This is a genomic window from Pseudomonas sp. S2_A02 (genome assembly GCF_054668495.1).
Genome location: NZ_CP162776.1, coordinates 1,246,400 through 1,259,646, shown reverse-complemented (window position 1 = coordinate 1,259,646; position 13,247 = coordinate 1,246,400). Strand labels below are relative to the sequence as shown.

At 56.1% G+C, this 13,247-nt stretch carries 10 protein-coding genes and 3 pseudogenes; 6 read left to right on the top strand and 7 right to left on the bottom strand.

The window, feature by feature from the left end; genetic code table 11:
- The first annotated feature begins 3 nt into the window (after positions 1-3).
- Complete coding sequence (locus tag AB4O41_RS05515) at positions 4-1,782, top strand: acyl-CoA dehydrogenase C-terminal domain-containing protein (protein ID WP_460146613.1); 1,779 nt, start codon at positions 4-6, stop codon at positions 1,780-1,782.
- A gap of 78 nt (positions 1,783-1,860) precedes the next feature.
- Positions 1,861-3,262: pseudogene (locus AB4O41_RS05510) on the top strand (3-hydroxyacyl-CoA dehydrogenase NAD-binding domain-containing protein).
- A 385-nt stretch (positions 3,263-3,647) separates the two neighbouring features.
- Here AB4O41_RS05510 and AB4O41_RS05505 read toward each other — a convergent pair.
- Positions 3,648-4,598, bottom strand: coding sequence for a LysR family transcriptional regulator (locus AB4O41_RS05505; RefSeq protein WP_460146612.1), 951 nt, complete (start codon positions 4,596-4,598; stop codon positions 3,648-3,650).
- A 238-nt stretch (positions 4,599-4,836) separates the two neighbouring features.
- Here AB4O41_RS05505 and AB4O41_RS05500 point away from each other — a divergent pair, with 238 nt between their 5' ends.
- Positions 4,837-5,262 carry an ester cyclase gene (locus AB4O41_RS05500; protein ID WP_460146611.1) on the top strand — a complete coding sequence of 142 codons (426 nt, stop codon included), beginning with the start codon at positions 4,837-4,839 and terminating at the stop codon, positions 5,260-5,262.
- A 171-nt stretch (positions 5,263-5,433) separates the two neighbouring features.
- Here the strand turns inward: AB4O41_RS05500 and AB4O41_RS05495 are convergent.
- Positions 5,434-5,835: pseudogene (locus AB4O41_RS05495) on the bottom strand (site-specific integrase); the annotation flags it as partial.
- On the opposite strand from AB4O41_RS05495, the pseudogene AB4O41_RS05490 reads away from it, so the two are divergent.
- Positions 5,835-6,341: pseudogene (locus tag AB4O41_RS05490) on the top strand (group II intron maturase-specific domain-containing protein); the annotation flags it as partial. The pseudogenes AB4O41_RS05495 and AB4O41_RS05490 overlap by 1 nt on opposite strands.
- A gap of 256 nt (positions 6,342-6,597) precedes the next feature.
- Here the strand turns inward: AB4O41_RS05490 and AB4O41_RS05485 are convergent.
- On the bottom strand, positions 6,598-7,140 hold the full coding sequence (locus AB4O41_RS05485) for a DinB family protein (RefSeq protein ID WP_460146610.1): 543 nt from the start codon (positions 7,138-7,140) through the stop codon (positions 6,598-6,600).
- A gap of 286 nt (positions 7,141-7,426) precedes the next feature.
- On the opposite strand from AB4O41_RS05485, the gene AB4O41_RS05480 reads away from it, so the two are divergent.
- Positions 7,427-8,002 (top strand): hypothetical protein, encoded by a 576-nt coding sequence (locus AB4O41_RS05480; protein ID WP_460148292.1) that lies wholly within the window; start codon positions 7,427-7,429, stop codon positions 8,000-8,002.
- 63 nt (positions 8,003-8,065) lie between these two features.
- Here AB4O41_RS05480 and AB4O41_RS05475 read toward each other — a convergent pair whose 3' ends face one another.
- Positions 8,066-8,248 (bottom strand): hypothetical protein, encoded by a 183-nt coding sequence (locus AB4O41_RS05475; RefSeq protein WP_460146609.1) that lies wholly within the window; start codon positions 8,246-8,248, stop codon positions 8,066-8,068.
- Between the two features lie 82 nt (positions 8,249-8,330).
- On the bottom strand, positions 8,331-9,251 hold the full coding sequence (locus AB4O41_RS05470; protein ID WP_460146608.1) for a LysR family transcriptional regulator: 921 nt from the start codon (positions 9,249-9,251) through the stop codon (positions 8,331-8,333).
- Between the two features lie 126 nt (positions 9,252-9,377).
- Here AB4O41_RS05470 and lysA point away from each other — a divergent pair, with 126 nt between their 5' ends.
- Positions 9,378-10,616, top strand: a complete 1,239-nt coding sequence (lysA, locus tag AB4O41_RS05465) for a diaminopimelate decarboxylase (RefSeq protein WP_460146607.1) — start codon at positions 9,378-9,380, stop codon at positions 10,614-10,616.
- Positions 10,617-10,822: 206 nt separating this feature from the next.
- Here lysA and AB4O41_RS05460 read toward each other — a convergent pair whose 3' ends face one another.
- Both AB4O41_RS05460 and AB4O41_RS05455 read right to left on the bottom strand, forming a co-directional pair.
- A complete protein-coding gene (locus AB4O41_RS05460; RefSeq protein WP_460146606.1) occupies positions 10,823-12,088 on the bottom strand; it encodes an MFS transporter in 1,266 nt (421 codons plus the stop codon).
- A 46-nt stretch (positions 12,089-12,134) separates the two neighbouring features.
- A complete protein-coding gene (locus tag AB4O41_RS05455) occupies positions 12,135-13,193 on the bottom strand; it encodes a sugar phosphate isomerase/epimerase family protein (protein WP_460146605.1) in 1,059 nt (352 codons plus the stop codon).
- Positions 13,194-13,247: the final 54 nt, after the last annotated feature.

Below are 13,247 nucleotides of genomic sequence, written 5' to 3'. Positions count from 1 at the left end.
ACGATGTCTGATTACAAAGCTCCTTTGCGCGATATGCGCTTCGTACTCAACGAAGTCTTCCAGGTGTCCCGGCTATGGGCCCAATTGCCTGGCCTGGCCGAAGTGATCGATGAAGAAACGGCCGCCGCGATCCTTGAAGAGGCTGGCAAAATCAGTGGCGAAGTTATCGCACCGCTGAACCGCAGCAGCGACGAACAGGGCTGCACCTGGAACAACGGCGCGGTTCAGGCACCGGACGGTTTTGTAGCGGCTTACCAGGCATTCGCCGAAGGCGGTTGGGTGGGTGTTGGCGGTGATCCGCAGTTCGGTGGCATGGGCATGCCCAAGGCCATTTCGGCTCAGGTCGAGGAGATGGTCAACTCGGCCAGTCTGTCGTTCGGCCTGTACCCGATGCTGACCGCCGGTGCGTGCCTGTCGATCAATGCCCACGCCAGTCAGGAACTCAAGGAACGCTATCTGCCGAACATGTACGCCGGCACCTGGACCGGTTCGATGTGCCTGACCGAAGCCCATTCGGGTACCGACCTGGGCCTGATCCGCACCAAGGCCGAACCCCAGGCTGACGGCAGTTACGCCATCAGCGGCAGCAAGATTTTCATCACCGGTGGCGACCATGACCTGACGGAGAACATCATCCATCTGGTACTGGCGCGACTGCCCGATGCACCGGCGGGCCCGAAAGGCATCTCGTTGTTCCTGGTGCCAAAAGTGCTGGTCAATGCCGACGGTTCGCTGGGTGAAAACAACGCGCTGTCCTGCGGCTCCATCGAACACAAGATGGGCATCAAGGCCTCCGCCACCTGCGTGATGAACTTCGACGGCGCCACCGGCTGGATCGTCGACGCACCGAACAAAGGCCTGGCGGCCATGTTCACCATGATGAACTACGAGCGTCTGGGCGTGGGTATCCAGGGGCTCGCGCAGGGCGAACGCTCCTACCAGAACGCTGTCGAGTATGCCCGCGAGCGTATTCAGAGCCGTGCCCCGACCGGCCCGCAGGCCAGTGAAAAAGCCGCCGATCCGATCATCGTCCACCCGGACGTGCGGCGCATGTTGCTGACCATGAAAGCCTTGAATGAAGGCGGGCGTGCCTTCTCCAGCTACGTGGCTCTGCAACTGGACACCGTCAAGTACAGTGAAGACGCGCCGACACGCCAGCGCGCGCAAGGGCTGGTGGCCCTGCTGACACCGGTGGCCAAGGCATTTCTCACTGACATGGGCCTGGAAACCACCATCCACGGCCAGCAGGTCTTCGGCGGCCACGGCTACATTCGCGAGTGGGGTCAGGAGCAACTGGTGCGCGATGTGCGCATCACTCAGATCTACGAAGGCACCAACGGCATCCAGGCGCTGGACTTGGCAGGACGCAAGATCGTCGGCAGCGGCGGGGCACTCTATCGGCTGTTCGCCGACGAGATTCGCCAGTTCACCGCAACTGCCGGCGCTGACCTGAGCGAGTTCATCCATCCATTGAGCGCTGCCTTGGATACGCTCGACGAGTTGACTGCATGGCTGCTGGATCGGGCCCAGAACAACCCGAATGAAATTGGCGCCGCGTCGGTCGAGTACCTGCAGGTGTTTGGCTACACCACTTACGCCTACATGTGGGCACTGATGGCCAAGACGGCCATGGGCAAGCAGGCCGAGGATGATTTCTACGTCAGCAAGATGGGCACGGCACGTTTCTATTTCGCTCGCTTGCTACCACGTATCCACTCGCTCAGCGCCTCGGTCAAGGCTGGCAGTGACAGCCTCTATTCGCTGGATGCCACACAGTTCTGATCATGATCAGCAGCAGTTTCAGGAAGAACCAATTGGGTGAAGACAGCTTTTTTGCTTCATTCGACAGAGAGATCACATATGAATAGCTTAATCAATTATCGCTGCGAAGGTCCGCTGGCCTTGATCGGTCTCGCCAGTGCTCCCGTCAACGCTCTCGGCCAGGCCTTGCGCGAACAATTGCTGGAGGCCTGTGAACGCGCCGCCGCGGACGCCAGCGTGAAAGCGATCATTCTCCACGGTGAAGGTTCTGTGTTTAGCGCCGGCGCTGACATTTCCGAGTTTGGTAGCCCGGCGTCCTTTGCCAAGCCGGACCTGCCAAGTCTGCTGACCCGTCTGACCGAGTTAGACAAACCGCTGATCGCCGCCATCGCTGGGCTGGCATTGGGCGGTGGACTAGAACTCGCGATGGCCTGCGGCTACCGTGTGGCTGAAGCCGGCGCGCGCCTGGGCCTGCCGGAAATCAAGCTTGGCTTGCTGCCCGGCGCCGGTGGTACCCAGCGCTTGCCGCGCCTGATCGGTGCCGCTGCGGCGCTGAAAATTATTGCGTCCGGCCAGCCGGTCGACGCCAATCGAGCACTGGTGCTGGGGCTGCTCGACTGGGTGGCACCCACCGCGGATAGCTTGCTCGAAACGGCCAAGGCATTGGCCGCAGCACTGATTTCCAGACAGGCGCCGGGCCGCCCGTGCCGCCCGAACTGGCCGCACCCAAACCCGGGCACAGCCTTGCTGCCGGGCTATTTCGATCCACGGTACTCTGGACTACGCCGATATTGCCGACACTGACCTGGTGATCGAAGCCGTGTTCGAGAACCTGTCCATCAAGCAGCAGGTGTTTCGTACCCTGGACGAGGTGTGCAAGACAGGCGCGATTCTCGCCAGCAATACCTCCACCCTGGATGTCGACACCATTGCCGCCGTCACACGCCGGCCACAGGACGTCGTCGGCCTGCACTTCTTCAGCCCGGCCAACATCATGCGCCTGCTCGAAGTGGTGCGCGGCACGGCCACAGCCCCCGATGTCCTGGCCACTACGCTGAAAATCGCCAAACGCATTGGCAAGATCCCGGTGGTTTCCGGGGTGTGCTTCGGCTTCATCGGCAACCGCATGCTCGAACCCTATTCCCGCGAGGCTCACCGCCTGCTGCTGGAAGGCGCCATTCCTGCGCAGATTGACACTGTGCTCACCGGATTTGGCCTGGCGATGGGGGTCATTGCCATGCACGATCTGGCGGGCATCGATGTCAGCTTCCTGGTGCGCGAATCGCGCCGTGAGGTCATTGCCCATGATCCCGGCTACGGCTTCCCGGCCTGGCGCGGCGGCCCAATGCATTACGCCGAAGGGCTGGGGCTTGCGCATGTGCTGGAGCGGATCGGTCATTACCGAGAGGCACTTGGTACCTATGGAGCCATGTGGTTCCAACCAGCACATTTGCTGGAACGCCTGGTTGCATCTGGCAAGACCCGCGTCGAACGTATCTGACCTTTACGGCCATTTGGCGGCCATCGCAAACTGGCCGCCCTTCGTCCTCTCATGGAGATCCGACAAAGAAAGTATCGCGGGCGTGTGACCCGGCGGCTGTAATCGTTACATTGTTTGAATACCCGATCGCTGCTCTACATCAATCGCCGAGCGATGCGGGTCTCCGGCGGCGCCAACGAAGTGATGAAGGAGCTGATCGCCCGCGACCTGTAACCTGGAGGTTCAGCTAAGCCCTACCGGTAATGCAATTAAATGTAGTCCTCTGGCCTGTCTCAACCTTGCTCGCTGCCCTAGTCGATTTGACCGTCTGCTTGTGGCCGATTTCTGCGCCCTCAAGGCTGTTCATCCATACGATGTGCTATTGCAAAGATTAGAACTCCTTCTCTCACAGAAGGTATTCCCCCATTTTTGGGGTGCTGTGCATAACCTCTCTTAGTGCGTCCAATAAAGCGGAAGCGGCAGGTGACAATGTAGCGTCTCCTAGTCGGGAAATACCGATTTGCTCCAGAATTAGAGGTTCGAAAGCCGGGAGGCGAACTAGCTCATTACTATGTGCTGGGTCAGAAATAACTGATTGAGGTAATATTCCAAGAAGATCGGTCTGTTTTAATAACCAAAGTATATTAAAGAATGATGCTGTTTCTATAGTTGCATGTGGTGGGTCAATGTCCTTTCGATGAAAGATGTTATCGAACTGCTTCCGTAAAGTAGTTTCTATTGGCGGCAGAATCCATGCTTCGCGCGCGAGCTCTTCCAGTTTAACCCCAGGTTGCTGAGCAAGAGGGTGGTCACGGCGCGCAACGATGATGGCGTTTTCGCTAAAAAGCGCCTCCTGAGCGACAACGACGCTTGAGCTGACATCGGAAAGTCTCCCAATCAAGAAGTCCAATTCGCCCGAGATGAGCCGAGGTATCAGTTCGCCGCTTACACCATCGACTATTTTGATTCGGATGCTTGGTCTGCTTGCCCAAAGTCGCGCGATGGCTGCAGGCACAAGATAACTTGACCCTGTTAACACGCTGCCTATGGCAACACGCCCGGCATGCCCTTTTCCGAGAGCGTCGATTGCTTGGGATACATGATCCAGCTGGGCAAGGATCATCCGGCTGCGCTGCACAAAGTCCCGACCAAGCTCTGTAGGCGTAACCCCCCTGCGATTCCGAGTGTAGAGCTGAGCCTCTACAGCCTCTTCCAGATCTTGTAGCAGCTTGCTCGCTGTAGGCTGTGAGAGGTTCAGCGAGCGTGCAGCGTGCAAAACACTGCCATATTCAAACAATGCAATCGCCAAGCGGAAATGCCTGACTGTCGCCCATTTTTCCAACCGTTCTAGACTCATGTGGTATTCCTGTAATCGATATCACACCTAGAATATTATAGATTTACGAATATCATAACCCCTCCTAGAATGTGCCTGACGCGCTGGGTCGTTCCAATTAAACACTTGCGAAGTGTGCAAAAGGTCTTGTCCGTATTGATTTAACATCTCTGGGATACGACTCCTTTTAAGCGGGGCGGCCTTCTATAAAAGTTTTGAATTTATTGCCTGTTATCAATGTGAGAGGAGTAAGGTTCGTATGAGCGTCAAAAATCTAGATGCGGTGAAGAGCTATTTTAAATACTGTGTGGATGGTAAGGATGTTGAGCGAGTTTCCGAGTATTTCGATGTCGACGTGGTCGTGCATCGACCGGACTGCGATGCTCCGATAGGTGGTTTGGAAAACTTCAAACGAGCCTTGAACGCAAATGTTCTCGAACGATATAAGACAATTAAAACTACGTTCAGCAAGGAAGTTGTCACAGATGACGTTGTTGTAGTCGCGTTGACACACTGTGCAACCGGTTCCAATACATGGCACGGCTTTAACGTAGAAGGCAAGAGCTTGACGTGGACGGCCCTGACGTATTTCCGGTTCAACAAAGAGGGTAAAGTAATCGAGGAGATCGTTGAACGGAACGAACTGTTCATGGCAAAGCAACTCGGAATCATCAGTTACGAGTAACACTTAGTTAATTCTCAAGGGAGCTAAATCCACCGTGGTGAAATTATTTTCTCTACGGTGGTCAGAGGCCGCTATTGGCCGATTTCTGCCGGTTATGAGGCCGAAATCAAGCTGAAAAACGTGCTCGGCGATGTTTTCGAAACTATGAGTATTCAACACTAAAGACGCCGGCTAAGACGGCGGTAGGGAGCCAGTCGCGGTATACGCTGGAAATGACAGCATCGACTCGGCCGGAGGGTGCTCATAGGTTGAGGACAGCACGGCACTGAGTCGGTCTCCCAACAAATTCCAGGCGCGTTTCTTCTCTTCGGCATAATCGTGATGCAGGTAATGGCGCCTCACCCGGGAGCCGGCCAGCACATGGTTCTGACAGCGATCGATGACGTCCAGGCTGATACCCAAGGCTTGCATCATGGTTGCTCCCGTACGACGCAGGTCATGTGGTGTCCAGTCCCCGTTCTGGCCGTCGGCAAGGACCAGCGTATCGTTGTGACGCCGTCTGGAGAGGGCCTTGCGTTTTTTGAACCGGGCCTGGCGATCGCCGACCTGTTTGCTCACCACTTTCACGTCCACAGCGTCTGTATGAAAAGCTGCACTTAAGCGTCAACGCGAGCAAGAGTGCGGTGGCGAGTGCATTGGGTCGCAAGTTTCTGGGATACGCCTTTTGGGCATCCCCACAAGGCGTCAAATGAGCAGTGGCGGTCAAGGCGCGTAAGCAGTTCAAGCAACGGATACGCGAACTCACCCGCCGCTCAGGTGGCCGCAGTATGCGACAAGTTGTCGAGCATCTACGCCCTTATCTCTTGGGCTGGAAAGCTTACTTTGGGTTGTCACAAACACCGAGAGTTTGGCGAGAGCTGGACGAATGGATACGACACCGACTGAGAGCGATCCAGCTTAAGCAATGGAGACGTGGCCCGACGATCTACCGCGAACTGAGGGCGCTGGGAGCCAGCAGCCAAACGGCCCGGAAAGTGGCGGCCAACTCGCATAGCTGGTGGCGTAACAGCCGCTTTGAGCTGAATCGAGTGTTGGATATAGCGTGGTTCGACAGGCTGGAACTGGTGCGTCTCTCATAACCTCAATCTCTCGAACCGCCCGGTGCGGACCCGCATGCCGGGTGGTGTGGCAGGGGAGCGGCCTATGAAGGCCGCCCCCTATGCCGATTGCGGGACATTTTCGTGACTTTGTGAGCTCACGCCGCTTTTGGCCCTTTTCGCGCGGGCCTTGGCACCAATCCTGTCTGATATTTCTCTTCCTTTCTCGGCTTTTTCGCATGTCAGATAGCCTTGCCAAACGCCCTGTTTTCGGGCGTTTTTGGCCAATACCGCAGTGCTATGTACCGGACTCGGATGGAATCAAAAGAACTAGGTCCGTATCGCCTACGTCGACACCCGCCTGCGAAAGCAGGGTTGTAACTTGGCCACGATGATGGGTCTGATGGTTAAAGAAATGCATGATCAGGCTGTAAAAATCCTTATCGAACACTACACCCTTCATGTTTGCATAATTGAGTGGGACATCCAGATCGGACTCCGTAATGGATTGCGCCCATTGGATGATTATTCGGTCGAGCCATTCTCGATACGCTGAGAGCTCTCGAAAATTAGAGAACAACAATTGATCGAGGCTTTTCGGATCAGGAAGCTGCCTAACTGGCTGCAGTGCCAAGTAGTTTGTTGGGTGTTGGGCGAATCGCTTCAGCCAGATCGTATCTCCGGCCGCCAAGTGGTTCAGAGTTCCGAGAATAGAGCCAAAAAAAGCGTTCCTATCTGCCGCAAGCGCTTCATCGGACAAGCCCCTCGCTGCTTCATAGACCTTGGCGTTCATCCACTCGTTATAGGTCGCCATCAGACAGATATGGCTAGTGCTGTTCATCGTGTTCATCCTTTGAGTGGGAATTCTGATAAGCGACTCTCGTTCATCTAAAAGCCCAGTCTAGTGCTGGGCTTTGGTGTTCTGGTGGGCAGTATAAAGCCTGGTTGGGCCTGGTAGACGGCGTCGTCAGCTCGGCAAGCGCCAAGCTACGGAACCGCGAGAGCAGGCGCTTCCGGATGGATGGCTGATTGTGTAACTTGTTGATACAAATATGAATCTGTATCATTTAGTTTCAAATCAAGGGTGCGAGGGAGTGCATTGCCCATATAAAAATAAGGTCAAGGTAATGCTCAAAATGCTACTCGTGTACGGTCATCTGATTGCCACCTGTATTGCTCTGGGGAGGGTGCTGCAGGCTGATCAAAAGCTATGGGGCTGGCGCAAGGATGTGTTGAGCCAGGTGCAGCGTGAATATCTCGAAGAGACTCAAAAAATTGTCACGCTCGCGTTATTGGCTCTTTGGGGAAGTGGCTTGCTGCTGGTGCTCCAGGGTTACCTCTATGAGGGGAGTGCGTATCTGCTCAATCAAAAGCTGTGGGCCAAGGTGAGTGTTGTCGCGCTGCTTAGCCTCAACGGCGCTTTGCTGCATCGAATCGGTTTCCCGCTGCTGCAGAAGGCTCCCTTTGTCTTGTTACGCACTTCCGGCCGCATTCGCCTCGCTCTCTTGGGGGCTCTCTCTATGAGCGGGTGGTTATTTGCCGCTTTCCTGGGGGTAGCTCGAGCGTGGAATCATGCACTGCCTTACTTGCATGTGATGGGAGTTTTTGTCGTGTTCTCGTTGCTTGCTTGTGTAGTGGCGTTGATAGTCGCCAATGCAGCGGGCGCTAGGGGAGAAGAATGGTCACGTACCGGCAGCAAGTGAAGCTGATTGTGCCGGACATTGATATGTGAACAATGTGCCGCCCGCTAAGGCGGCACAGGCGGATCAAGAAGTTGAGTATTCGAGATACAGTCTTTCGAGAGCCTCTTGGTACTTATCTCCCTTTAAAGTTTTCTTCAGCACTCCCAGGGCTTCGAGCGCTGAAGCCGCTGCCGTCGCCTCGTTTTCTCCCCGGTAGGCGGCGCGCAGTCTTGCTGCTGCAATGATCGATTCTTCAGTCGTTGGCATGTGATTGCCCTCGAAGGATTGAATCTCACTGATAGTCGTAACCTTCAACGATTTCAAGGTAAACGGCTGGTAACGTCACTCTTTAACTCGCTAATCTCTTGTCGAGCGTTTTGGCGAGACACATCGCCTCATCGCTCAACGATTTGCAAAAAGCGTCGACGAAGCTGGAAGAGGGGCGATAATCAGGCCGGATCAACATAACGCGATAGGGAATGGACACGTTGATCGGCCGAATGACCAATCCTCTGCCTGACTCCTCCACTGCGCTCAACGGGTTGATAATCGCCACCCCCAACTGTTGCCTGACCATGGCGCAGACTGATGCAGCGTTAGTTGTTTCGATGACGGTATGCCGATTGACTCCGGCCTGACGAAAGTGTTCATCGAGCGTCTGACGATAGATGTCCAGACCCGAAAAGTTGATGAAATCGACGCCGCGAAAGTCTTCCATTACCAAGAGCGACCTGGATAGCAGAGGATGACCCTCTGGCAGAATGCAGACCATGTCGGAACAAAAGAGCAGTTCCCCTTGAGTACCTCGAGGTACATGCTCGCCCTCGGTCAATCCGAGGTCGTAACGCTGGGCGCTGAGAGACTCTTCCAGTAAGGGTGATTCCTGCGCCGCAATGCTCAAGCCTATGCCGCTATGCTGTTGTTGAAAGTGCTTGCAGACCTTGGGCAACAGCGTCTGGGAAAACAACGGAAGGCAGGCGACGCTCAGTTGGCCATGTTCGAAGCGGCGGATTGATTGTGCAACGCTGTTGATTCGTTCCAACCCGATGTAGGAGTGTTCAACCTCTTCGAGCAGCATAATGGCCTGAGCCGTCGGTACCATCCTCCCTCCCTCTCGATCAAACAGCCGAAGGCCAGAGATACTTTCAAGCCGCGCCAGTTCCCGGCTGACCGTCGGCTGGGAAGTAAATAGCAAGCGGGCCGCTCCTGTGACGCTTCCCGCCTGCATGATGGCGCGGAAGACTTCGATATGCCGTATGGAAATTCCCACCCGGGGCCTCCGTCAATTGATCAATCCCCATATCAAAACTGAATCGACCAGCAAAGAATAGATATTTTATTGAATGCAGGGTGATCGGCATGATGGTTTCTCCCTTTACCTCGGATTGAATACTGCATGCCCAACCATTCCGCTTTCCAGCAATTAGCCGAAACGGCGAAACAGCACGGCACCCCGCTCTGGTGCTATGACGCCCAGACCATCAGGGCACGCGTCGACCAGCTGCAAGGTTTCGATGTCATTCGATACGCGCAAAAAGCCTGCTCCAATCTGCATATTCTCCGTCTGATCCGCGAACAAGGCGTGCGGGTCGATGCCGTATCATTGGGTGAAATCGAGCGGGCGCTGCTCGCTGGATACAGTCCTGCCGGCGACCCGGCGGGCATTGTTCTGACCTGTGATCTGTTCGATGAAGCGACATTGCGACGGGTCGTCGAGCTGAACATCGAGGTCAATACCGGCTCGATTGACATGCTCCGTCAGTTAGGCAAAGAGTCTGCGGGCCATCGCGTCTGGCTGCGGATCAACCCAGGGTTTGGCCACGGTCACAGCCGCAAGACCAATACCGGCGGTGAAAACAGCAAGCATGGAATCTGGCATGACCAGGTTCAGGAAGCGCTCGGCGTGATTCGGCAATTCGGGCTGAAACTGGTGGGATTGCACATGCATATTGGTTCAGGTGTGGATTACGCGCACCTTGAGCAAGTGGGCTGTGCAATGGTCTCGGCCGTGAGGGCACTCGACCACGATATCGAAGCATTCTCCATCGGCGGGGGGCTTTCCACGCCTTATCGTGTGGGGGATGAGCCGGTGGATATCCAGCGTTATGCGAACGCATGGCGCCAGGCCAAACAGGACATCGAGGCTTTACTCGCTCACCCGGTACGGATGGAGATCGAGCCCGGTCGATTTCTGGTAGCCGAGTCAGGCTATTTGGTGACCGAAGTCCGCGCGGTAAAAAAAGTCGGTAGCCGAAACTTCATCCTGGTGAACGCCGGTTTCAATGACCTGATGCGGCCAGCCCTCTATGGCGCCTATCACCAAATGACCTTGCTGGACTCCCAGGGTGTCCCGGTCAGTCGTCCGGAGCATCTCTGTGTAGTGGGAGGCCCCCTGTGCGAATCCGGCGATATTTTTACGCAGGATGAACAGGGTGTCACACCCCGCTTGCTACCTGAAGCGCAGGTTGGCGACTTGCTGATCATGCACGATACCGGCGCGTACGGCGCCTCTATGTCATCCAATTACAACAGCCGCACACTGTTGCCGGAAGTGTTGATCGAGCAAGGGCACGCTAGATTGATTCGACGCCCGCAACCCTTGTCGGACTTGCTGGCCTTGGAATTGGGGCTTTAAAGGCCAATCGGTGATTGAAACAATCGGGTGGTGATTGTCGTGGACCCATCAGCCAATCGCCCGGACCGACTTCGCTGACTCAAACGCAAATGGCTTGAAAACATTGCCGTTTTCGAGAGTGTGAGTCGCGCTCAAGTTCATAGACCACCATTCGATTTAAGGGGGAGAGGCATTACGCACGCCCCTCCTGGTTGCCAGCGCAATATTCAGCTTTGCGCTGCGCTAACCGCACCGGTTGCCGTGGATTTATTCCGAACAGTCTTGTACAGCAAACTGGACACCATGAACCCAAGAACGGCCAATACGCTCATCAAACTGAAGACGTAGTTGTAGCCTTGCTGGCCCGGGAAATGGTCGAGGATTGCGCCGTAGATGACGTACGCGAACATGCCCGGGGCGTAGCCGATCAGGCAGCCGATACCGAAGGCTGAACCGGTGATGTGCGAAGGGATGCCGACTTCACCCATGGGTGCCCAGAACACGCCGCGCATGGAAAACACAATCAGCGCGAAGGACAGTGTGGCTGCCATGCCGGCATAGATGAAACTTGGGCTTTTCGGGATCAGCAGGATGACGCCCATCAGCGGCAGCAAGGCCAGGAATGCCCACTTCAAGTAGCGGCTGGTGCTCTTGAATTGCTTGTCGGCAATGAAACCACCGGCGGGGCCACCGAGGATCTTGAGGAAGTACTGATTGATGATGCCGTAGGCGCCCACCAGTGCCACGGGCAGCCCGTACATTTCCTTGAGGTAGGGAATGAAATAGGTCAGGCCGCAGTAGACGATGTAGACCATGAACACGTTGAGGCTGACCAGCCAGATACCCGGCACCTTGATGGCTTCGAGCAGGTTCGACATACCGTTCTTCGGCTTGGCAATCGACTGTGCGCTGCCGCCCTTGAGCAGGAACCAGGTCAGGGTTCCGGCAAGAATGTCGATGACCGAGTAGAAGAGGATTGCCGATTTCAGACCGGTTTCACCGGAGCCCATGGCAACGAAAACGCCCAGTGCAGAAAAGGCGACCAGGGTATCAATGACGCCACGCCCACCTTCCAACAGTCCAAACAACCGACCCTGTTCCTGATCGTCACCCAGGTTGCGGATGGCCTTGAGCAACGAGGGCCAGAAGATGCAATCGGCGCAGACGGCCAACAGGCTGAACACGATCAGCAGATTGCTGAACGGCGGAAAGGTCGCCAGGTACAGCCCCAGGCCACCGGTACCGATCAGGCCGATGGGGATCAGTTTGCGCGTGTCGTAGCGGTCGGCGAGCATGCCGCCGACGACAAACAGTGCGGTGGCGATGATGGCGTTGGCGCTCAGCAGCATGCCGATTTCAGTGTGGCTCAAGCCCATGAATTCTTGCATGGGGATATAGAAGGCGTCTTTGAGGTTCGCCAGCTTGTAGATGGTGCCACCACCGAGGATGAGAATCAGGAATCTGAGCCATTTGGCCTTGTCACGAGTTGTCATTATTGTTCTCCAGGCTTGGATAAGCAGTGCTGGTTTTACGTCGGGTTCAGGCGTTCAGGGTCAACTCGGCCAGGGTTCGGAACTCGGCCAGCAGGCCTCGCACATAGGCGACCTGGTTGTTCGCCCAACGGTGTTCGTCGGCGAGCATTCGTTCGAGCGAGTAGCCGTCCGGGAGTGGCGTGTCACTCATTTCCCGGTACGCAATGAATGGATCGGCAGCCTCAGAGGTCTGGCGGAACGCCGGGGCGACGTAGTGGTTTTCCTGTTCAAGAATGAAGGCGATCACTTGCGGGGTTGAGTCGCCGAGCATCAACAGTTCGAACAGCATGCGAGCGCTTGGCAGGTCGTCATCGTTGCTACCCTGCAGCACACCGTAATGGCCGAAGCCGTTGTGCTCGGGAACGATGCGCACACCCTTGAGGTGGGTCTGGCGTATGTGCGGCGCCAGGGTGCGCAGCGCCGGCAGGGGTTGTTCGCAGGCATTGATCATGTTGCCGAAGTCGAACAAGGCATGCAGCCGTGGGTGGTTATGCCGGTTCAGCAGTTGCGCGATTTCGGCGCTTTTGAGTTCTTCGTGCTGCTCGAAATCGAAGAACAGGTCGTGCTGGTCGGCCTGCTGCGCGAGGTAATGCAGGTCTGACTCGATCACGTCCATGACCCGGGACAGCGTCCCCTCGTAACGTGAGTAAACGCGAATGTTGCGCACACCTAGCGCCTTGGCAATGGCGATCACCTGATCGACATCTTTTTTCAGCGTGCTGCTGATTTCCAGGTGCACATCCAGCTCTAGCGCATTGGCCTTGTCGGCAAACACTTGCAACTGCGCGGGTGTCATTTGACTCAGGCTGTTTTCCTCGCCGTCGAGCAAATGCAGGCTCAGACCCTGCAGTTCGTGGCGATAGGCGAAATCCAGCAGGTCGGCAGGCGTGACACGGCCATGGGTGAGGTTGGTCAGCAAGGGATAGGCATGCGCAAACAAGCGCATCTGCCCTATGCGGTCGAGCAGTCGGCGGGCCAGTGCTTCAGTCAGCAGGGGAGGTGTTCCAGCCTCGGCAGCCTTGTGGCTGAGCAAGGCATTGAATCGCTCTTGGATCTTATTGTTCATTTCGAGTCGTTCCTGGTCAGACGCCGGGTCTACCGGCGCAGCCTTTATCGCGCC